Source organism: Terribacillus saccharophilus (assembly GCF_046592895.1).
In the GTDB taxonomy this organism is placed as follows: domain Bacteria; phylum Bacillota; class Bacilli; order Bacillales; family Amphibacillaceae; genus Terribacillus; species Terribacillus saccharophilus_D.
In genome coordinates this window covers 674,783-696,475 of record NZ_JAWVPU010000001.1, presented here as the reverse complement: position 1 = coordinate 696,475, position 21,693 = coordinate 674,783, and the positions used below count along the sequence as shown (strand labels likewise).

Below are 21,693 nucleotides of genomic sequence, written 5' to 3'. Positions count from 1 at the left end.
GCTATGTTTGCAATAAAAGGGTTAAAGAAAACATTCGGAACAAATACAGTACTTAAATCCATCGATATGCAAGTGGATAAAGGCAAGGTGATTGCAATCCTGGGACCTTCTGGCTCCGGTAAGACCACCTTGCTGCGTTGTCTGAATGCACTGGAGATCCCGGACCAGGGAATCGTTGGTTTCGAAGACCATCAAGTGGATTTCAGCAAGAAAGTCAAACAGCAGGAATTGATCAAACTGCGCCGCAAATCAGGCATGGTTTTTCAATCTTATAATCTATTCCCGCACCGTACTGTCTTGGAAAATGTCATGGAAGGACCTGTTCAAGTCCAGAAAAGAGACAAAAAGACCGTGCAGGCAGAAGCGATTGAATTGCTTGATAAAGTAGGATTGAAGGATAAGAAAGACCTCTATCCGTATCAACTATCGGGCGGTCAGCAGCAACGCGTCGGGATTGCCCGGGCACTGGCAATTAAGCCGGAACTCATGCTGTTCGATGAGCCTACTTCTGCACTTGATCCGGAATTGATCGGTGAAGTGCTTCGTGTCATGAGGGACTTGGCAAAAGAAGGCTGGACGATGGTAGTCGTAACACACGAAATCAAGTTCGCACAAGAAATCGCCGATGAGATCATCTTCATCGATGGCGGCGTCATTGTCGAACAAGGCCCGCCAGCTGAAGTGCTGTCAAATCCAAAAGAGGAACGTACACAGCGTTTCTTGCACCGGATCTTGAATCCTACCGAGTAACAGGAGAACGACACGTTCTCCTGTTTTTTTTGTATTTTTGAGCATTCAAGTTGAAAAAGGTAAGCAGGTTACCGATAATAAGTAGGAACATACATATTCTGAGAGGGGATGCAAAGAAGATGGAATTCAAAGACAAAGTGGTACTTATTACTGGGGCAGCTGGCGGAATAGGGGTAGCCGCTGCTAAGAAATTTGCAGCAGAAGGAGCAAAATTGGCTCTTGTAGATCTTTCCCAAGAAGCACTTGAGAAAGCTACAGCATCCATTGATGCCGAGAAAATCTTGCTGGCAGCAAATGCTGCAAAAGAAGAAGACGTAATCGATTATGTACAAAAGACCAAAGAAAAATTCGGCCGTATCGATGTATTCATCAACAATGCTGGTATCAATGGCCAATTCGCAAAAATTGTTGATTCAACGGTTGAGAACTTAGAAAAAGTATTGGCTGTCAACGTAGTTGGCGCCTTCCTTGGATTGAAACATGTATTGAAAGTGATGACGGAACAAGAAAGCGGTGCCGTTGTGAATACAGCTTCAAACGGCGGATTACTTGGGGCGCCGGGTATGAGCGCATATATTGCCTCCAAGCATGCATTGATCGGAATCAATAAAACAGCTGCATTGGAAGTTGCGGACCATGGTATCCGTGTGAATGCAGTCGCACCATCTGGTGTGGATACTGCAATGATGCGTTCGATTGAAACAAACGCAGCTAAAGGCCATGAAGAAGAAGCAAGAAAAGGTTTTGAAGCGAGCGTGCCGATGAAGCGCTATGCTACAGCCGAAGAAATTGCTGATTTGATGCTCTTCCTATCTTCTGATAAAGCATCCTTCATCACTGGTTCCTATTACCGTATCGATGGTGGACAAGGAACGACTTCAGCTTAATGTGACCGCACGCCTGTTATGTGACAGGCGTGTTTTTTATATGTGTGTACAAAGCGGGATCCGCTTGCGCATGTGCTGCTTCTTTAGCAAGGATCGTCGCCTCCAGCTCTTTTAAAAACGTCTTTGCTACGCGGGAGAGCGTGTTATTGCCATGGTAGACATAGCCGAAACTATAGGTCTGGAAAAACGGCGGTGCAAAATGCAGCAGTGTGATGTCCCTGCTCCTTGATAGCTCTGCATCAGTACGGAAAGCATAATCGAAACCGATATTGATCGCTGTTTCATTTTCTACCATATTCCGGATTGTCTGTACATTATTCGTCGTGAAAAGAATATCGTATTGAAGCGATTTGAACTGACGCATGAATGCTTGGATATAAGCATCATTATAAAGGACGATCGGCTGTTTGATGAGCATTTCTTCTGTGATCAGACTCTCCTTCGTGAGTGGGTGCTGATTATTGACGGCTGTGACCATGTGGCCATCAAGCAGTTTTTTGAATACAAGGTTTCGGTATTTCTGCACTTCTTTTTCTGTATAAATGACAAGCCCGATATCCACCGCTTCAGCAGCCACCTTTTTCATGATATGCTGCGAGGTATGCTCGAATAGGGAAGCTTTGATATTCGGGTGAAGTGTGCGAAAGCTGGAAAACAAATCGACGAGAATTTGCATCGGTCCTGGAAAACTGGCTATCTTGAGTTCTCCGTTCAAGGATTCGGTATATGTTTCGGCTTCATTTGTGAATTCCTGCAGTTTCTCCAAGACAGCTTCTGCATGAAGGATAAGTTTTCTGCCTTCTTCTGTCGGCGTCGTGCCTGTACGTGAACGGCGGAATAAGCTGATATTGAGTTCTCTTTCCAAATTGGTCAATGCCTGGCTCAGCGCAGGGAGGGTGACATGCTGCTCGGCAGCAGCAGCTTTCAAAGAGCCGGAGCGCGCGATGGCTACGATATATTTCAGTTGTTCGATAGTCATGTTCATACCTCATTCGCTTAGTTAATCAAACGTTTATTTAAGTTAAATAAGTCGAAATTTATTATATCATTCTCTGGCAGTATACTGGATTTGTAGAAAGAAATGCTGAAAAAAGGGGATGTACTAAAAATGAAAGCATTGCGTTGGCATAATCAGAAGGATGTTAGATTGGAAGAGATTGATGAGCCTGTCATCAAACCGAATCAGGTAAAGATGAAGGTGAAATGGTGCGGTATTTGCGGAAGTGATTTGCACGAATATCTTGGCGGACCTATTTTCATACCCGTCGATGAACCGCATCCGCTGACTGGAGAAGTGGCACCAGTGACAATGGGGCATGAGTTCTCCGGTGAAGTGGTCGAAGTAGGACCAGAAGTAAAAGATTATCAGATTGGTGATCGTGTGGTTGTGGAACCTATTTTTGCAACACATGGACATCAAGGTGCATATAACTTGGATAAACAAATGGGCTTCCTCGGTCTTGCCGGCGGTGGAGGCGGATTGAGCGAATATGTAGCGGTTGATGAAGAATTGCTGTTCAAACTTCCGGATTCCTTAAGTTATGAGCAGGGTGCATTGGTCGAACCATCTGCGGTTGCATTATACGCAGTTCGTTCCAGTAAAGTGAAAGCCGGGGACAAGGTAGCTGTTTTCGGCTGCGGTCCAATCGGATTATTGGTAATCGAAGCATTGAAAGCGGCAGGAGCTACTGAGATCTACGCAGTTGAATTATCACCTGAACGTCAGGCAAAAGCAGAAGAATTGGGTGCAATCGTTGTCGATCCAGGAAAAGTGGATGATACAGTCGAGGAAATCAGGAGACTGACTGATGGCGGTGTGGAAGTTGCCTTTGAAGTGACGGGTGTACCAGTCGTTTTGCGCCAAGCAATCCAATCCACTGATATCGGCGGCGAAACGATGATCGTCAGCATCTGGGAAAAACCTGCTGAAATCATGCCGAATGATATCGTCATCCAAGAGCGTTCCGTCAAAGGTATCATCGGTTACCGCGATGTGTTCCCGCAAGTTCTTTCTTTGATGGAAAAAGGCTATTTCTCTGCTGAGAAACTAGTAACAAAGAAAATCAAGCTGGATGAAGTGGTCGAAGAAGGTTTTGAAAGCTTGATCAAAGAAAAAAACCAAGTGAAGATCCTTGTTCAATCTGAACAATGATATAGGAAAAGCGGATGCCTGCGCATCCGCTTTTTGTTTTATCGGAAGATCTTATCGATTGCTTCGATCTCTTCAGCTGATAATTTCACATCGAGTGTTTTCAAGTTATTCAATACTTGCTCTGGACGTTTCGCACCAGGGATGATGGCATCGATGCTGTCGCGAGTCAAATACCAAGCGAGAACAAGATGGGCAACCTCTGTATCCTTATTGGAAGCGATATCCCGCAGCTGATCCACTTTTTTCAGGTTCTGCTTGAATGCTTCACCTTGGAATAGCGGGTCATTTGCACGCAGATCATCGAACTTCGTGTTTTCATCGTATTTACCGCCAAGCAAGCCAGAAGCAAGCGGGAAGTAAGGAACGAAGGAAATATTGTTCTCAGCTGTATAAGGAAGCAAATCCTTTTCTGCACTGCGCTTGAACAAGTTATATTCAGACTGCAATACATCTACATAACCATCGACATTCGCTTCTTTCAACTGTTCGATGGAGAAGTTGGAAACGCCGATGCTCTTGATTTTGCCTTGGTCCTTCAATTCTTTCAAGGCACCGACAGCTTCCGCTTTTGGTGTGTCCTCATCCGGGAAGTGGATGTAGAATAAATCGATATAATCCGTCTGCAGACGCTTCAGTGCACTATCCACCGAATCTTTCAGGAATTTCGGGGAATTGTCCATCAGTGTCTCGCCATCGACGATTTTGTGGGCTGCCTTCGTCGCAATGACAAGATCCTCGCGTTTGCCGCTTTCTTTGATCACTTGGCCAACAAGCTCCTCGGATCGTTCAGGTCCATAAATAAAAGCTGTGTCAAAGAAATTCATACCATTCTCAATCGCCTGGCGAACAACATCTTTCCCGCGCTCCTCATCAAGATTCGGATAAAGATTATGACCGCCGACTGCATTTGTTCCCAGCCCGATCGGATTGACATACAAACCGGATTTTCCTAATTGTACACGTTCTGACATTTCTAACTCAGCTCCTTTTAGTAGTCTGTCCTAACTGTAGCAAATAGATAGGGGGATATGGAAAAGATTTGCTTGCTATCAGGGAAAAAAGTAAGAAAGTATCAGCAGCTTGGCACGAAAGCAGAAACAAAGACGTGAAACTTATCATTTCACAATAACGTATGGATGGCATAATGCTGCTTTGCGAGTTGACTTAGTAATTTTAAGGGGGAAGTAATAAATGATCGGGATCATTATGTATCTTCTTGTCCTAATACCATTCGTGGTTTTAGCCATTTTCCTTTCAAAAGGGAAAGGCTCATTTTTACTCGCAGGATACAACACGATGTCTGACAGTGAGAAGGCGCAATTCGATGAAATGGCTTTATGCAAATTCATGGCGAAAATCATGTATGGAATCAGCTTCGCCATACTGTTATGGGCATTAAGTGATTTATTTGAAAGCCAAGTTTTATTGATTGCCGGCTATGTTTTATTTTTTTCCCTAATCCTGTTTGCTATCATTTATGCTAATACAAAAAATAGATTCAAAAAGAAAGAGCAGGAATAAAATAAGCCGTGCGACATTGGTGGTTGCCAATGTTGCACGGCTTATTTGTGTATCCTCTGTCAAATCAGTTTTGTGCTTTCTGTTCATGCTGCTCGTTCTGTTCCACTTGCTTCATCCGTTTCTTCCAAGGCCAGAATGCCCATTTGCCAAGAATGGCTGTAAGAGCTGGAACCAAGAAAGGACGGACAAGGAAGGTATCGAGCAAGACACCCAATGCTGTGATCACTCCGAAATGGACAAGTATCTGAATCGGAAGTGTGGCCAATACGGCAAATGTCGCAGCCAATATCAGTCCGGCGGATGTGATGACGCCGCCGGTATGGGCGACACCGTCCGCTATCGCTTGTTTGATCGGCATCGTTTTACTGCGCTTCCAGATGCTTGAGATCATGAAGATATTATAATCTTCTCCAAGAGCCACGATGAACACGAATGCATACAGCGGGATGAAGCCTTGGATTGCCTCGACACCGAATCCATAATGCAGAATCAGCCAGCCAAGACCTAATGCGCTGAAGAAGGAAAGCAGCACGGTCGCGACCAAGTATATCGTTGCTGTGACTGAACGCAAATACGTTAGCAGTAATAGCGTGATGAAGCCAACGACAATCGGGATGATCCATTTCTCATCATGCTTTGTCACTTGCTGCGTGTCATATTGCTCTGCAGTCTGGCCGCCGAGCCATACACTGTCAGCATTACCGGATGCATCGGCAACGGTTTGTTTGATGTCAGGTATATGGTCCATCGCTTCATTGGAATAAGGGTTTTCTTCCAATTCAAGCTGAATCCGGATCAGCTGATCATCCGATTCAGCCTGCTCAGGCTCCATGACATTCGCTGCATAAGGCAAATCTTCCAAAGCGGAACGGACTGCTTCGGGATCATCTGTTTCCGTAATGACCGAAACCGGAGCAAGCTCACCTGCATTCACATGCTCGGCAAGGATATCAAAGCCTTCCCTGGAAGGCATGTCTTCCGGGAAAGAAGATAGTGTATCATACGTATACGTAATCCGGGACGAAACACCAGCCAGTACACCGAGTACAACGACAGTGATGATGGCAATCTTCCAAGGATGTTTCGTGACGAGACTTCCGACAGCATTCCCGATTTTATTATGCGGTTTCTTTGTACGTACCGGCTTTCCTTTTTGTTGTGCGCGTTCCTTTTGCATTTCTTCGGTTCTCGGCGTGAAAGGGAAGAAGGAAACGCGTCCGATGATGGTAAGCATTGCTGGTACAAGTGTCAGGCTGGCCAGCAGCATGATGAAAATGGCGATCGCAAATGGTATCGCAAATCGGTTGATGGAACCATAATCAGCTACAAGCAATACTAGCATGGCGACGATGACTGTCAGGCCGCTCATGGCAATTGCGCCACTCGCAGACGTGAAGGAGCGGATGAGTGCAGTCTTCTTGCTCTTGATTTCCCAAAGATTTTCCCGGAACCGGGTGATGAGGAATAAGCAGTAATCTGTTCCTGCACCGAATAGCAGGACAGTCATGATGGCTATTCCCTGTGAGTCGAATGAGATCAGTTCTGCCTTACCCAAGGTGCCGAGGATCGGGCTGATGACCAAATAGGCGAAACCGACACCGATGAGCGGCACCAACGCCAGTATCGGAGAACGGTAGATAACGAGTAAGAAAATAAGTACGATCACTACTGTGGCAAAGAGCAATGTTGTATCACCCTGTGAGAAGAGACCAGCAGCATCGACAGAAATCCCGGCAGGACCAGTCGCTCGAACGAGGAGGTCGCCGCTGTCCACATCTTGATTGAATGGATTCTGCTCAAATGCGTCATTTGCCGTATCCTGTATTTTTCCTAAGCCAGCTTCTACTGTGTCAGTAGCTGTACCGTTATCAAAAAGGACGGGCATGACGAGTGTTGTGCCGTCATCCGATAGCTGCTCTTTCAAAGCCGGAAGAGGGATATCTTGAAATGGCGGCACTGTGGCAGCTTCTATTTCAGCATCCTGTAGATCCGCACTGAACTGCTGGATGGATTGCAAATCGTCATCTGAAAGTCCATCTTCCTGGTACCAAGTCAGCAAGGCAGGCAGCCCACTGTTATCTGAAAACTCGTCCTCGATGATACGTGCAGCTTCTTCGCTGTTTGTATCATTCAAGAATGTTTCGGCTGTTTCGTCTTCCTGTGAATTTGCTTGCGGCAAAGTAAGATTCAATACAAGTGCAAGGACAATCCAAGCAGCCAGTACGATCCACCGGCCGGATTTGCCGCTTATAAAAGCACCTATTTTATGCATATCTGATTCCTCCTGAATAATTTATCAATCGATAAGTTATACCCAAGAAATAAAAGATTATGCAGATAATCTTTTATTTCTTCTCGATTCCGTTAAAAAGGATGTCCACTAGCATCTTGGATTTCTTTTCCGCAAAAGTGCGCCTGGCATCGTATTCCTGCTTGGATGGAGGCAGGAATGATTTCATCATTTCCAGGACGAAAAAGGTTAGCTCCATCGGCGGAGCAGTAGACATCGATTTGATATCTCCTTTAGCGATTCCTTCTGTCAGCGTCTGCATGACCGGGTTGAAATAGCTGCGCATCCACCAATCCTGAATCGTTTGCCGGTGTTCTTCAGCAATTTCGAATTGCAGGTCATGAAACATCTGTGTCATATCGCCTTGATGGTTCATGATCATGAAATAAGAAATTCGCTGGATGCGATCTTTACTGTCAGCGTGATCCTGCAATACATGTGTCATCGCTTCCTCTGTCTCGCTCATGATTAAGCGAACGACTTCCAGATAGATAGCCTGTTTATTAGGGAAATGATGATACAAAGCAGGCTGCGTAATGCCGCATTCCTCTGCGATTCTGCGCGTGGAAATCGCCCTGTATCCATGCGTCATGAATAGCCGTTCGGCTGTTGCGATGATGGTGCGGAGTGTCTGTTCGGCGGATACTTCTTTTTTTCTAGCCATATGTCTTCCCTCTTTAAATAACTTATCACTTGATAAGTTAACTCATTTTGTTTAGAAAAGCAATGATTGTCTTACTTATTGTAAAATAGAATATAAAAAGGGGGTAGTGATATGGGGAGAAGAGGAGTATTTCTTTCCGTAGCTGGTTTGCTTGGAGGGTATTCGGCGCTTGTTGCGACGCTTGTGAATAAGGAATTGAGGCAAATGAAGCCCTTCACGGAAGAAGAGACGATCAGCCGGGAGGTGGAAGCAGGACGCTACAACAAAGCCGCTTATGATGCACTGCAAAAAGAGGAATTCAGTGTACCTTCCAGTGAGGGCAAAATATACGGCACACATTATGTGGGGGACCCGGATTCCCGGCATGTGATGGTCATCTCGCATGGAGTCGCTGTAAACAAATATAATTCCATCAAATACATGAATGTCTTCCTGGAACTTGGGTTCAATGTCGTCTTATATGATCAGCGGAGGCATGGGCTTTCTGATGGCAAAAGCATTACGTATGGCTATCAGGAAAGGCATGATCTTGCCCGGGTGATCCAATGGACGAAAGAAAGATATGACTACGACCTGAAGCTTGGCGTGCACGGTGAATCGATGGGAGCCGCGACAGCTTTGCTGTATGCAGGAACGGTGGAGGATGGCGCCGATTTCTATATAGCTGATTGCCCATACAGTGACTTTGCTGAACAGGTCGCTTACCGGCTGAAAGTGCAGTTCCATCTGCCGCGGCAAGTGTTTCTGCCAGCTGCAGAACTTATCGTCCGCCGATTGGATGGGTATCGCTTCCGGGATGTTTCCCCGATACATTCGGTAGCAAATATCGAAAAGCCGGTCCTATTCATCAGCAGCCTGCCGGATTCTTATATCCCGGTGCAAATGACAAAAGATCTGTATGCGAAAAAACAGCTGGGATATAAGCAAATGCACTTGTTTGATAAGGGTGACCATGCCATGTCCCTAGCTGATAACAAGCAGGAATATGAACAAGTTGTGAAACGATTCCTGCAAGAAATCGGAATGAAGGCTCAGCCGGTCGGCTGAGTCTTTTTCTGTCGAAATATAGCAAACTATTCTTCCGTGTTATCAATTGCTTTTCGTTGGATAAAGGTGCTACCATGTCTACTGTAAGCGATTCCCTATACTGTCATCTTGCATCACGACGCTTAGACAAAACTAGAATATAATCTGAGGAGGATTTCTATGAGTCAATTAGCAGCAGGTGTGCACGAGAAAGTGGAGCGGTTTCTGACTGGGAAGAAGAAGTTGTATATCAATGGAGAGTTCATCGCTAGTGCGACGGAAAAGACGTTTGATTCTTATAACCCGGCAACAGGAGAAGTGCTTGCGACTGTTTATGAAGCAGGCTCGGAAGACATCGATCGCGCAGTGAAAGCTGCCCGCCAAGCTTTCGATGAAGGTCCATGGTCGACAATGACTGCAGCGGAACGCAGCCGCATCATGTACAAGCTTTCCGACTTGATGGAAGAACATGCAGATGCACTGGCACAGCTCGAAACACTGGACAATGGGAAACCGATCAGGGAAACGACAAATGCGGATATTCCGCTCGCAATTGAGCATATGCGCTATTATGCAGGCTGGTCGACAAAGATTGTCGGACAGACGATACCTGTCAATGGCCCATACTTCAATTATACAAGACATGAAGCACTCGGAGTGGTAGGGCAGATCATTCCATGGAACTTCCCGCTATTGATGGCGATGTGGAAGCTCGGTGCAGCGCTTGCCACTGGGTGTACGGTTGTGCTGAAGCCAGCAGAGCAGACGCCGCTGTCCGCATTATACTTGGCAGAATTGGCAGAGGAAGCAGGATTCCCGGCAGGCGTGCTCAATATCGTGCCTGGCTTCGGTGAAACAGCAGGGCAGCCGCTTGTCGATCATCCTCAGGTCGATAAAATTGCCTTCACCGGCTCGACAAGTGTCGGGAAACAGATCATGGCGAGTGCATCCCAAACGCTGAAGCGGGTGACACTGGAGCTTGGCGGCAAGTCGCCGAATATCGTTTTGCCGGATGCGGATTTGACCAAGGCGATTCCTGGAACATTGAATGGCGTCATGTTCAACCAAGGACAAGTTTGCTGCGCTGGATCACGTGTTTTCATCCAGAAAAAGCAATTTGATAATGTGATCGCCGACATGGCGTCCCATGCTGAAAAAATCAAGCAAGGTGCAGGGATCCATGCCGACACGGAAATCGGTCCGCTCGTCTCCCTGGAGCAGCAGGAACGCGTGCTGGGCTATATCGAGAAAGGCAGAAGCGAGGGAGCAGAGCTCGTGACAGGCGGAAGCAAACCGCAGGAACAAGGCTATTTCGTAGCTCCGACCATCTTTGCCGATGTGCGCGATGAAATGACGATCGCCAAAGAAGAGATCTTCGGACCGGTCATCTCGGCAATGCCATATGATGATCTCGATGAACTGATCCGCCGGGCAAATAGCAGTGAATACGGTCTGGCTGCGGGTGTTTGGACGCAAGATGTCACAAAAGCCCATTATATCGCCAACCACCTCCGTGCCGGCACGGTGTGGGTGAACTGCTATAATGCATTCGATGCTGCTTCTCCTTTCGGCGGATACAAACAATCTGGTATCGGCCGGGAAATGGGCTCTTATGCATTGGATAATTACACGGAAGTGAAGAGTGTCTGGATCGGGATGGAATAAAATAAAGAGAAAGAGCCTGCGCTTGAATGGCGCAGGCTCTGTTTATATTGAAAAAATGCTGCTAGGCATATGCTTAAAAGTTTTTACGGTACCATTCCGCGGCTGCCTGCACTTCTGTATGCGTCAGGCTGTGGCCATTGCTTTCCCAGTGAATGGAGGCGTCAGCCCCGGCATCTTGCAGCATTTGTTCCAGTTCGATTGCTTCTGATTTCGGACAGATTGGATCGTTGTCGCCCGCAGTGATGAAGATTGGCGTTCCTTGCTGCTTGGCAAGTGTGATATTGCGTCTTGGTACCATCGGGTGATGCAGGATTGCTCCTTTAAGTGAATCAGTGAAATGGTACAAGAGACTTGCGGCAATATTAGCGCCATTGGAATAACCGATGGCAATGATATTATGTCGATCGAATTCATATTTCCCGGCTGCTTCGTCAAGGAATTCATGCAGTTCTTTTGTACGCAAAATCAGATCCTCTTCATCGAATACGCCTTCAGCCAGGCGTTTGAAAAAACGCGGCATGCCATTTTCAGAAACATTTCCCCGCACGCTCAAAACAGCTGCATCGGAATCGATCATGTCAGCAAGCGGTAAGAGATCTCTTTCGTTTCCGCCTGTACCATGCAATAACAGGAATGTCGGTTTGTTTGCTTCTTTAGCAGCTTTAAAAACATGTATCATATCGTTTCCCCCTTTTATTTATCAGCCGAAGCACCCTCGGCGTGCAAACCCAAAGTTTTAATATGTTCAATGACTTGTGCTTTTTCATCATCGTCAAGACCGGCAAGGATATTGTGGATTGCTTGTTCGTGTTTTGGGAAGTAATCTTCCATGAATGTGCGGCCTTTATCCGTCAAAGTGGCAAAAGTGATGCGTCTATCGTCTGGACATGGACGTCTTCTGATCATTTCTTTCTGGACAAGACGATCTACAACATAAGAGATGCTGCTGCTGGATAACAGGACTTTACTGCCGATTTTCTGGATCGGCTGGTCTCCTTTATGGAATAGCAGCTCCATCACTGCGAATTCCGTCAAATTGATGCCTTGTTTCTTGATATCTTCCTCAATCCGTTTCTTGATGGATTGGAGAGCTCTAGTCAATACAATGAATAACTTCAAGGATAAGCCTACATTGTCAGTTGCCATTGTTTTCACGCTTCCTTTTATCTCGAATTCGAGATAATTATATGCAATAATGACTCAAATGTCAATGATGGGGGAGCCGGGAATACCGGCTCCATATTTTACTGCCCTTTTTCCTCGAACAATTTTGCAATTTCGATGATCACTTTTGTCGCTTTTTCCATGTTGTCGACGGAGATATATTCGAACTTGCCATGGTAATTCTCGCCGCCTGTAAATACGTTAGGTGTCGGTAATCCCATATAAGAAATCTGGGAACCATCTGTTGCGCCGCGGATCGGTTTGATAACAGGTTCGATTTCAAGGCGTTTCATCGCATCGGAGGCAATGTCGACGATTTCCATCACCGGTTCGATTTTTTCGCGCATGTTGTAATACTGATCATGCATATCCAGCTGGATGCTCTTTTCACCGTATTCTGCTTTTATTTCCGCAGTGATTTCTTCGAATAACGCTTTTTTCGCTTCAAATTGATCGCGGTCATGGTCACGAATGATATACTGCAGCTTTGTTTGTTCCACATCACCGTGGATGGAAAGCAGATGGAAGAAGCCTTCGCGTCCTTCAGTATATTCCGGTGCTTCATCTTCTGGCAGTTTAGCCTGGAATTCCATCGCGATTTTCATACTGTTGACCATTTTGCCTTTGGCTGTACCTGGGTGCACATTGTTGCCGTTGAAGGTGACCTTCGCTTGCGCGCCATTGAAGTTTTCGTACTCCAATTCGCCTAGCGGACCGCCGTCCATTGTATAAGCATATGTTGCGCCGAAAGCTTCGACATCGAATTTATGCGGACCTCGGCCAATCTCCTCATCCGGTGTGAAGGCAACGCGGATTTTTCCGTGTTTGATTTCCGGATGCTGAATCAAATATTCCATTGCTGTCATGATTTCGGCAATACCGGCTTTGTTATCAGCGCCAAGAAGTGTCGTTCCATCAGTCGTCATCAATGTATGACCTTTATATCCAGGCAGTTCAGGGAATTCAGATGCAGACAATACCACATCAAGCTCTTTGTTGAGCGTAATATCGTTTCCATCGAAGTTTTCGATCACTTGCGGATTGACGTTCTTCCCCGTGAAATCCGTTGCGGTATCCACGTGTGCCATGAAGCCAATGACGGGGACATCTTTGTCCGTTGTTGCAGGAAGGGTGGCCATGACATAGCCGTTGTCATCAATGGTCACTTCTTCCATGCCTATTTGTTTCAGTTCATCGACCAGCATGTCAGCCAGTTCAAGCTGACCTGGCGTGGAAGGGGTTGTCTCGATGTCTTCATTGGATTGTGTATCAACTTTTGCATATGTAGTAAGACGGTCGATCAAAGTTTGTTTCATCATTTTCATCTCCTTGACGTTTATGATTCTAGTGTAGCATGAAAGGTCCATTCTGAAACAGAAGGACTAGGCGTGTATAATAGGGAGAAAAAGAAACTGGGGGAAGCGTCATGCATATTGCAGTTGTCGGCGGAGGTATAGCTGGAGCCAGCGCAGCCTATCATCTGGCGAAGGCCGGAAAGAAAGTGACAATCATCGATTCAAAAGAAAAAGGGCAGGCGACGGCAGCTGGTGCGGGTATCATTTCGCCATGGCTGTCCAAACGCGTCCGGATCCAGCCGTATTTTATATTAGCCAAAGCAGGGGCACTTTATTATCCGAAGCTCTTGGAACTGTTGGAAGAAGATGGGCAGGCAGACATTGGCTATAAGCAAGTTGGAGCATTATACGTCAGTGCAAGTAAGAAGCGGCTGGATGAGCTGGAGAAACTGGCCTATAAACAGCGGATTGATACGCCGGAGATTGGGGAAATCAAAAGACTGAGCCCAGAAGAAGCAAGAGAAAAATTTCCGCCGCTGCGTGAGGATATGACAGCTCTCTATCTGGAAGGGGCGGCCCGTGTGGACGGAAGGCAGCTGCTCCAGGCATTGCTTGCAGCAGGAGAAAAACATGGTGTCCGATATGTACAGGGAGAAGCGTCCTTGCTGCATGAAGGAAAAAATAAAGTCACCGGTGTGCGTGTCGGTGATGAAATCATAGAAGCGGATGCAGTGGTTGCAGCTGCTGGTGCGTGGATTAACAAGCTCTTGGATCCGGTTGGCGTGGAGCTGCCGATAGTACCGCAAAAGGGGCAGATCATGCATATGCATGTCGATGCCGACACGAGTGATTGGCCTGTCATCATGCCAAAAAGCAGTCACTATCTGCTCGGCTTCGAGGGCGGGAAAGTCGTGGCTGGAGCTACCAGGGAAGTGAATGCAGGTTATGATGTGAAACAGACAGCTGCCGGCATGCAGGAAGTGATACGGGAAGCATTGAAAGTGGCACCAGGCATAGCGGATGAAGAAGTGTCTGAATTCCGTGTCGGTCTGCGTCCAGCAGGTCCGAATCCTTATCCGATTCTTGGACCGGTAAAGGATGTCGCCGGACTTCATTTGGCAGCAGGATTTGGCCCGGCAGGTCTTAACCTAGCGCCATATTCAGGCAAACTGGTAGCAAAGGCAATACTTGGACAGACCGCAGACGTGGATATTGCAGCTTATTTGTTATAAGCTATTAAAATGACACAGCATAAGAACGAACAGAGGGGAGAGATGACTAGCATGATGCGGAGAAAAAGAGTATGGATACCAGGAGCTGTTATCCTGGCTGTTGGTGGCCTGCTTTTAATCGGCAGTTTCTTTTCCCAAGAAATCAGGGCTTTCATGGCAATCGACCGCAGTAATAGACAGCCGAACATTCCTTATCCGGAAAATGTCACAGCTGTGAAAAATATTGCCTATCCGACGGAAAATTACAAAGGAAAATTGGATTTCTATTATCCAGAGGATGCCGAAGGAAAGCTTCCGATCGTCATCTACATCCATGGAGGCGGCTGGATAGGTGGTGACAAGGAAGCTCAAAATCCTTTCACCATGTGGATTGCATCGAAAGGTTATCTGGTTGTGAACATCAATTATGGGTTGGCGCCTGAGTATACTTTTCCGTCCCAGCTTTATCAGCTGAATGATGCAATCAGCTTTGCATTGAAAGAAGCACCGAACTACCATGGTGATACGGAACAGATATTTCTCGGTGGTGGATCAGCAGGTGCCAATCTTGCCGGCATGCTTGCGGCAATGGCAACAAATCCAGTGACGGAATCCGTCGTTGGCGAGAACTCGGCGATCCAGCCTGAGCAGCTTAAGGGTGTGCTGCTTTATAATGGTGTTTTGAACTTGGAGACAGCCCAACAGACGGGCTTCAATAATATGACGACATTCCTTTGGTCCTATACAGGAAATAAAAATTATAGTCATGACCCGCGGCTGCGGGATATGTCGCCTGTCTTTCAAATCACACCGGAATATCCGCCATCATTCATCTCGTCTGGAGAGGCTGATAAACTGCATCCGCAAAGCGTGGAGATGGCAGATGAGTTGGAGAATGCCGGTATAGAGGTAGACAGGATGTTCTTTGATACGTCCCATCCATCGGCTGGACATGAATACCACCGGAAATTATATTTGGATGAAGCACAGTACAGTTTCGATCAGATGATCGACTTTTTACAGAAGCACTCGAAATGACCTCAGGCAAAAGCCTGAGGTCATTTTTTATTTGAATAACGTCTGGAAATTCCTGTTAAATACCAATATAATTAGAAAATATAGAAAAGGGGGAATACAATGCGTTTTCGGGATTTTCATCCAAATATAAAGATAAGGCTGGTGGAGTCCTTTGTCTCCAGTTTGATCGGCAGTATGGTGACGCCATTCATGACCATTTACTTGGCCATGCACTTTGGGGCGAAAGTGGCAGGGGTCTTATTGCTAGTCAATGTGTTCCTTGGGATCGGGATAAGTTTGCTAGGCGGTTATTTCAGTGATTTGTTCGGACGGCGAAAAATCATGCTGCTGGCGGAAGCACTTCGGCTGGTAGCGTTTTTTATGATGATGATGAGCAATTCACCTTGGTTCGAATCACCTGAGATCACCTATGCCATGATCATGCTGAACAGCATTTGCTGGGGATTGGCCGGTCCTGCCAACGATGCCATGCTGATTGATGTCAGTACACCGGATCAGCGGCGTCTTATTTATTCCATCGGTTATTGGGCCAGTAATTTATCGATTGCTTTAGGCGGGATTGCCGGTGCCTTCATGTTTGAGAACTACTTATTCCAATTGTTCATGGCACTGACAATTGCAGCGGCAGGGACGTTTATCGTCGTGTTCTTCTTTATTTCGGAAACACATTTTCCGGAGAAAGTGGAAATCAAACCATTTCAGCACATCACACAGATTTTCGGCACCTATCGGTCTGTCATGCAAGATCGGCTGTTTGTCTGGTTCATCGCCGGGGGAATCCTGGTGCTGAGCATGGAATTCCAACTGACAAGCTATATCGGTATTCGACTGTCGGAAGAAATGCCGACGCAGCAATTTTTGTTCTGGGAAATAGATGGCGTGAAAATGATGGGCTTGCTCCGGAGTGAGAATACGATCTTGGTTGCTTTGCTCGCCTTATTTGCTGCCAAGCTCATTGTGGGGCTGAAAGACAGATTCGTCCTTGTGGCTAGCTGCCTCGTTTTCACGATGGGTTACGCAGCGCTGACATTTTCGAATCATATCTGGGTGTTGTTCATCATGATGGCGGTACTTACGATCGGAGAAGTATTCAGGGTGCCGGTGGAACAATCCTATATGGCAGCCATTCCGCCAGATGATAAACGCAGTGCATATATGGCGTTTGGCGGACTTCAGTATAACTTGTCCATGCTGATCGTTTCTCTGACTGTTACACTCAGCGGATTTGTCTCTTCGCTCATAATGGGTATACTGCTTACTATGATCGGATTGGCTGGCACTTTCATTTTGTATCTGATAACACCACAGCTGGATGTGAGGAAGCTTAGCGCGGAACAAAAGGCAGTTTAATTCAAAAGTATATGGAAGGAAACAGAAAAGCAGTTCAGGATGTATCCGACTGTAGGGGCACGAAATGCCTGGGAAAACAAAAAAGACGAGGAGAATCCTCGTCTTTTTAATGTGCGTGAACATGTGGATGCTCACCAGCATCGTGCTGGCACATGAGGGACTCTTCATGTGTATGGGCAGCTGTTTCCATTTGGATGGTCACATGGCCGATGCCTAGATGCTCCAGATCATGTTCGATTTTTCGAAGCATGGTTTGACTTTGTTCGATCAGCAAGTCACCTTGCACGACTGCGTGGCAAGAAAGGGCATTCTGTCCGCTTGTGATGCTCCATACGTGCAGATCATGAATCGATATGATACCTGGTGCCTTTTCCATGCAATCAATGATTTTCTGCATTTCGACGTTTCTGGGTGTGCCTTCCATCAGCACATGGATGCTATCCTTCGTCACGCGCCAGCCGCTTATGATCACGAGTGCTGCCACGATGACACTGGCAACGGGATCAGCCCAACTCCAGCCAAACAATAGAACGAGCAGCGCCGCCACGATAGCCCCGACGGATCCGAGCAAATCGCCGATTACATGCAAGAAGGCTGCACGAACATTCAAATTCTCACTTGTATCCCCGCGCATCAAGATCCAAGCAACCAAAACGTTGACGAGGAAACCGATGATGGCAATGATCAGCATACCGCCCGAAGCAATCTCCGCGGGTTCACGGAAACGCTGCACTGCTTCATAAAAAATATAAAGGGATACAAGGATAAGGGTGACGCCGTTGAACAGAGCTGCCAAGATTTCAAATCGCTTATAACCGTATGTCTTGCTGTAATTGGCTACACGCTCTCCGAGTATGAAGGCAAACAGACCCACACCGAGTGATACCGCATCACTCAACATATGGCCTGCATCCGATAGCAATGCAAGGCTGTTCGTCAAGAAGCCGCCAACGGCTTCAATAAGCATGAATCCTGCTGTCAAGATGAAACTGATCAGCAAAGCTTTCTTGTTCGCATTATGTCCGTGGTGGTGATGCCCATGCCCATGATCGTGTGCATGTCCGTGTGCGTGTCCCATACATATTCCTCCGTTAGCTTAGTTGTGGCAGGCGTGGTTGATGGCTTCTGTCAATAAATCGATGACATGCTTGTCATCGTGTGAATAATAGATTGTCGTGCCTTCCCGTCTTGATTTGACGAGGCGGATTTTCTTCATCGAACTCAGCTGGTGGGAAACTGTCGATTGATGCAGCTCCAGTTTCTCAGCAATTTCATTGACACTGTATTCCTGGTCAAGCAGCAAATGCAGAATCCGTATTCGTGTCGGGTCGCCGAGCGCTTTGAAAATCTGCGAAACATGTGTCAATCGTTCTTCTGTCAGTTCCAAACTTGTTTCGTACTTCATATATTGAACGCTCCTCTTACTTGCTTATATGCATATATTAGCATATACGAATACTCTAAGCAAATTTTAATTTTTCTTTCATATATAAAAATCCTGATAACGGAAAGAGGAGATAAGCATGATAACACGATAAAACATATGTGAATTGTAGCGGGAGAAATGGGTCAGGAGAAAAGTACTGACTGAAACAGTATCCTTACAAGAATTTTACAAACAGCATTATCTATCAAATTGTTTATCAGATTTTTAACATTCCGTTTCTATCTGGGCAGGAAGATAGTTACGATTAAGAAACTAAACAAAGTATGTTCTCATTTATGAGAATGGCAGGAACCTTAGTCGATGGTATCATATACAATTTTAGGCTTTTGTCGAATACTAGTATCCAGTGAATCTGTGAGAGGAGGCAGAGTTACTTCCTGCAATGTATGTGAAATGAAAAAGAAAGGTGACAACAAAAAAGAAGGGTAGTGATGAAATGAAAAGACTCGGAAGATTCAGCGGTTATGATATGCAGGCGCTGCGAAGGGATGTCATCGCGGGTATCATTGTCGGCATTGTTGCCATACCGCTCGGGATGTCTTTTGCAATCGCGTCGGGGGTCAATCCCGAATACGGACTTTACACAGTCATTATCGGCGGTCTGCTTATTTCATTGCTGGGCGGATCAAGATTCCAGATCGGCGGACCAACTGGTGCATTTGTTCCGATTCTTTTAGGAGTTGTCATTCAGTTTGGCTATCAAGATCTCTTGCTGGCAGGTATGATGGCTGGGATATTGCTTGTCATCTTTGGCCTGCTGAAGCTCGGTAGCTTGATCAAATTCATTCCTCGGCCGGTTGTGGTCGGATTTACAGCTGGAATAGCTGTCATCATATTCACTGGCCAAATCGGGAATTTCACAGGCATCCAGGCAGAGGAGGAAGAAGCATTTCTGTCTAAAATGCAAGCGCTCGCTGCGGCGGCAGATACAATCAGTATGTATAGTCTTATCGTTGCAGCGGTATCTCTTGCTGCTATCATCCTGACGCCGAAAATACTGCCAAAAGTACCGGGAGCGTTGGCGGGATTGTTGTTATCGACCATTGTAGCTGTCCTCTTCTTCCAAGGGCAAGTAGCAACGATCGGCAGTGTCTACGGCGATATACCAAGTCAGCTGCCGCAGCTGCAGTTACCAGCTTTCACGTTGGATAAAATTCTCTACTTGCTGCCATCGGCATTGGCAATTGCCCTACTCGGCGGAGTGGAATCCCTTTTATCGGCCACAGTCGCGGATAATATGGCAAAAACGAAGCATCACAGTAACCGCGAGCTGATTGGACAAGGTGTAGCGAATATCGCTGTACCATTATTCGGAGGTATTCCCGCTACTGGTGCAATCGCCCGAACCGCGACAAATATACGGAGCAATGCCTTTTCTCCGGTATCCGGGTTGGTACACTGTGCTTTTGTGCTGATCATCTTGCTTCTGTTTGCACCATATGCATCTTCCATTCCGCTTGCCAGCATGGCACCGATCTTGATGGTCGTTGCCTGGAATATGAGTGAGCGTAAAGAAGTTGTCCATATCATCAAAATGCGCACATTCGATTCCTTCATATTGATTGTAACCTTTGCTTTGACGGTGCTGGCTGATTTGACGATTGGCGTAGGCTGTGGACTGCTGCTTGCTTTTGTTGTATTTGTAAAACGGATGAGCACAGTACTGTTCGTAAAAGACGAGCAAATCCATGTCAAAGAAACAGATGGTGTACGGATGTGGCAGTTCGAGGGACCTCTGTTCTTCGGATCGACCGATATTTTGGAAGAGGTAGTGGAAGAGACACTGGCGAAGGAGCCAGATTCCCTCATCCTGGATCTGCAGAAGGTATCCTATATGGATACATCCGCAGAAGCAGCTTTGCATAAGCTAGTTGACCATTACGAAACCGCCGATAAACAGCTGCTCTTCCTCGGTGTGAACGGTCAGCCGAAGCGCTTGCTTCATAAGACCGGACTGCTTGCTAAAGTCGGAGAGAAGCATACTGTGAATAAACGGGAGGAAGCTGTCCGGCTTTGCACCTCATAAAAGTGGATAGTGTATGGGGGATTTACCAAAAAGCAAGCAGCCGTATGTACTGAATGTTGTTGGCTGCTTGCAATATTTATCCTTTATTAACCATGGCTATTCTTTCGGTATTTTCAATGCCACCTCTTCTAATGGTTTTCCATCCTCTTTAAATACACTCAAATCCAATTCGAACTGCTCCTGTGCCTGGTAATCTTTATCTTCCATAGGGATAGTCATGTAAAATTTACCCGACTTGCCTGGAGGAATTTCCAGATCACCATTACTAAGTAAAATCTCTTCGAAATACATCTCATCATCTATATGCAGGATTGCACCGAGATAGGCAGTGTTAAATGGATCGCTGGTATTGTTTTTTATATCGATGTCAAGTGTCAAGGCGGTCAGGCTGGAAGCATCTTCAAAGTCAATAAGAGGGGCATCTGGTGCTGGCGTAAGCCGAGTGAATTGCGCTCCTTTTATATCCAGTTGTATTTCTTCCCCAACAGTCTGTTCAATGGAAGTCTGTGAAAGTAATTCTCTATCTGTCACATATCCGGACTGAATGCTGCGATCAGGATACATTTCATTTTGGACTTTCACGCCTTCTTCCATTTGTTCTGTTAAAGCTATCGGAACGTCTCGGATGAAAGATGACTCTTCTTCATCGCCTATAGTTACAACTGGCGTGGAATAACGAACAGTATTATTTTCCATGGATTTTAATTCTTTCTGACTCAATACATATTCTAAAAACCCAGTCCTTTTTTCACCTTTCTGAAGCGATAGATCCAATGTGTCGGGAAAGAGATTACTGCCATCGGCCAGATAGGAGTTGTCAAGATAATGAAAATCCTCATTATCTCCTTTTATAATATAAGGAGGTCTGATTACCGCAGATTCTTCTGATTGATTTTCAACACTTGCCTGCATGGTCACTATATAAATTTGCTCTCCTTCTTGGTCAGCAGGAAAGATGATGTCCGGAGCAAACGATACTTGATATTCCTCGACAGTAAAAGTGACTCCTCCTTGCTCAAAGATCAAATTTGGCTTTTCATTATGATACTTGATTTCCGCATCGCTGCCTGTCCTTCGCTCCAATTCCTCATTCAATAGCACAGGCTCTTTCTTCTTTGCTGGCTCACTGTCTGCTTCACCATTGCTGCAAGCCCCCAAAATGAACAAGATTGATAGGAATGATAGCATCAGCCATACTTTTTTCATC

At 46.1% G+C, this 21,693-nt stretch carries 20 protein-coding genes; 10 read left to right on the top strand and 10 right to left on the bottom strand.

Annotated features, from left to right (window positions below; translation table 11 throughout):
- Positions 1 to 3: 3 nt before the first annotated feature.
- Both SFC66_RS03385 and SFC66_RS03380 read left to right on the top strand, forming a co-directional pair.
- Positions 4 to 750 (top strand): amino acid ABC transporter ATP-binding protein, encoded by a 747-nt coding sequence (locus SFC66_RS03385; RefSeq protein ID WP_411217294.1) that lies wholly within the window; start codon positions 4 to 6, stop codon positions 748 to 750.
- Positions 751 to 869: 119 nt separating this feature from the next.
- The gene (locus SFC66_RS03380; protein WP_411217293.1) at positions 870 to 1,637 is read left to right on the top strand and encodes an SDR family NAD(P)-dependent oxidoreductase; all 768 of its coding nucleotides are present in this window, start codon (positions 870 to 872) and stop codon (positions 1,635 to 1,637) included.
- 16 nt (positions 1,638 to 1,653) lie between these two features.
- Here the strand turns inward: SFC66_RS03380 and SFC66_RS03375 are convergent, their stop codons facing one another.
- Positions 1,654 to 2,616 (bottom strand): LysR family transcriptional regulator, encoded by a 963-nt coding sequence (locus SFC66_RS03375; protein ID WP_411217292.1) that lies wholly within the window; start codon positions 2,614 to 2,616, stop codon positions 1,654 to 1,656.
- A gap of 129 nt (positions 2,617 to 2,745) precedes the next feature.
- Between SFC66_RS03375 and SFC66_RS03370 the strand changes: the two genes are divergently transcribed.
- Positions 2,746 to 3,789 carry a 2,3-butanediol dehydrogenase gene (locus SFC66_RS03370; protein ID WP_411217291.1) on the top strand — a complete coding sequence of 348 codons (1,044 nt, stop codon included), beginning with the start codon at positions 2,746 to 2,748 and terminating at the stop codon, positions 3,787 to 3,789.
- A gap of 38 nt (positions 3,790 to 3,827) precedes the next feature.
- On the opposite strand, the gene SFC66_RS03365 is transcribed toward SFC66_RS03370, so the two are convergent.
- Positions 3,828 to 4,760 carry an aldo/keto reductase gene (locus SFC66_RS03365; protein WP_411217290.1) on the bottom strand — a complete coding sequence of 311 codons (933 nt, stop codon included), beginning with the start codon at positions 4,758 to 4,760 and terminating at the stop codon, positions 3,828 to 3,830.
- 220 nt (positions 4,761 to 4,980) lie between these two features.
- Here SFC66_RS03365 and SFC66_RS03360 point away from each other — a divergent pair, with 220 nt between their 5' ends.
- The gene (locus SFC66_RS03360; protein ID WP_411217289.1) at positions 4,981 to 5,310 is read left to right on the top strand and encodes a DUF3784 domain-containing protein; all 330 of its coding nucleotides are present in this window, start codon (positions 4,981 to 4,983) and stop codon (positions 5,308 to 5,310) included.
- Positions 5,311 to 5,374: 64 nt separating this feature from the next.
- Here SFC66_RS03360 and SFC66_RS03355 read toward each other — a convergent pair whose 3' ends face one another.
- Complete coding sequence (locus SFC66_RS03355; RefSeq protein ID WP_411217288.1) at positions 5,375 to 7,582, bottom strand: MMPL family transporter; 2,208 nt, start codon at positions 7,580 to 7,582, stop codon at positions 5,375 to 5,377.
- Positions 7,583 to 7,655: 73 nt separating this feature from the next.
- Positions 7,656 to 8,264, bottom strand: a complete 609-nt coding sequence (locus SFC66_RS03350) for a TetR/AcrR family transcriptional regulator (RefSeq protein WP_411217287.1) — start codon at positions 8,262 to 8,264, stop codon at positions 7,656 to 7,658.
- A gap of 111 nt (positions 8,265 to 8,375) precedes the next feature.
- Here SFC66_RS03350 and SFC66_RS03345 point away from each other — a divergent pair, with 111 nt between their 5' ends.
- Both SFC66_RS03345 and SFC66_RS03340 read left to right on the top strand, forming a co-directional pair.
- A complete protein-coding gene (locus SFC66_RS03345) occupies positions 8,376 to 9,311 on the top strand; it encodes an alpha/beta hydrolase (RefSeq protein WP_411217286.1) in 936 nt (311 codons plus the stop codon).
- A 159-nt stretch (positions 9,312 to 9,470) separates the two neighbouring features.
- Complete coding sequence (locus tag SFC66_RS03340; RefSeq protein ID WP_411217285.1) at positions 9,471 to 10,955, top strand: aldehyde dehydrogenase family protein; 1,485 nt, start codon at positions 9,471 to 9,473, stop codon at positions 10,953 to 10,955.
- Between the two features lie 73 nt (positions 10,956 to 11,028).
- On the opposite strand, the gene SFC66_RS03335 is transcribed toward SFC66_RS03340, so the two are convergent.
- The 3 genes from SFC66_RS03335 to pepT form a co-directional block, all read right to left on the bottom strand.
- Positions 11,029 to 11,634 carry an alpha/beta hydrolase gene (locus SFC66_RS03335; protein WP_411217284.1) on the bottom strand — a complete coding sequence of 202 codons (606 nt, stop codon included), beginning with the start codon at positions 11,632 to 11,634 and terminating at the stop codon, positions 11,029 to 11,031.
- Positions 11,635 to 11,648: 14 nt separating this feature from the next.
- Positions 11,649 to 12,101 (bottom strand): MarR family winged helix-turn-helix transcriptional regulator, encoded by a 453-nt coding sequence (locus SFC66_RS03330; protein WP_411217283.1) that lies wholly within the window; start codon positions 12,099 to 12,101, stop codon positions 11,649 to 11,651.
- A gap of 98 nt (positions 12,102 to 12,199) precedes the next feature.
- Positions 12,200 to 13,435, bottom strand: coding sequence for a peptidase T (gene pepT, locus SFC66_RS03325; protein WP_411217739.1), 1,236 nt, complete (start codon positions 13,433 to 13,435; stop codon positions 12,200 to 12,202).
- Positions 13,436 to 13,545: 110 nt separating this feature from the next.
- On the opposite strand from pepT, the gene SFC66_RS03320 reads away from it, so the two are divergent.
- The 3 genes from SFC66_RS03320 to SFC66_RS03310 all read left to right on the top strand — a co-directional run bounded on the left by SFC66_RS03320 (position 13,546) and on the right by SFC66_RS03310 (position 17,013).
- Positions 13,546 to 14,646, top strand: a complete 1,101-nt coding sequence (locus SFC66_RS03320) for an NAD(P)/FAD-dependent oxidoreductase (protein WP_411217282.1) — start codon at positions 13,546 to 13,548, stop codon at positions 14,644 to 14,646.
- Between the two features lie 51 nt (positions 14,647 to 14,697).
- The gene (locus SFC66_RS03315) at positions 14,698 to 15,663 is read left to right on the top strand and encodes an alpha/beta hydrolase (RefSeq protein WP_411217281.1); all 966 of its coding nucleotides are present in this window, start codon (positions 14,698 to 14,700) and stop codon (positions 15,661 to 15,663) included.
- Between the two features lie 99 nt (positions 15,664 to 15,762).
- Positions 15,763 to 17,013: an MFS transporter gene (locus SFC66_RS03310; RefSeq protein ID WP_411217280.1), complete on the top strand. Its 1,251-nt coding sequence runs from the start codon at positions 15,763 to 15,765 to the stop codon at positions 17,011 to 17,013.
- A 106-nt stretch (positions 17,014 to 17,119) separates the two neighbouring features.
- On the opposite strand, the gene SFC66_RS03305 is transcribed toward SFC66_RS03310, so the two are convergent.
- A complete protein-coding gene (locus SFC66_RS03305) occupies positions 17,120 to 18,091 on the bottom strand; it encodes a cation diffusion facilitator family transporter (RefSeq protein WP_411217279.1) in 972 nt (323 codons plus the stop codon).
- A gap of 18 nt (positions 18,092 to 18,109) precedes the next feature.
- Complete coding sequence (locus tag SFC66_RS03300; RefSeq protein WP_411217278.1) at positions 18,110 to 18,418, bottom strand: ArsR/SmtB family transcription factor; 309 nt, start codon at positions 18,416 to 18,418, stop codon at positions 18,110 to 18,112.
- Between the two features lie 478 nt (positions 18,419 to 18,896).
- Between SFC66_RS03300 and SFC66_RS03295 the strand changes: the two genes are divergently transcribed.
- Positions 18,897 to 20,486: a SulP family inorganic anion transporter gene (locus SFC66_RS03295; protein WP_411217277.1), complete on the top strand. Its 1,590-nt coding sequence runs from the start codon at positions 18,897 to 18,899 to the stop codon at positions 20,484 to 20,486.
- 96 nt (positions 20,487 to 20,582) lie between these two features.
- Here SFC66_RS03295 and SFC66_RS03290 read toward each other — a convergent pair whose 3' ends face one another.
- Positions 20,583 to 21,692 carry a hypothetical protein gene (locus SFC66_RS03290; protein WP_411217276.1) on the bottom strand — a complete coding sequence of 370 codons (1,110 nt, stop codon included), beginning with the start codon at positions 21,690 to 21,692 and terminating at the stop codon, positions 20,583 to 20,585.
- Position 21,693: the final 1 nt, after the last annotated feature.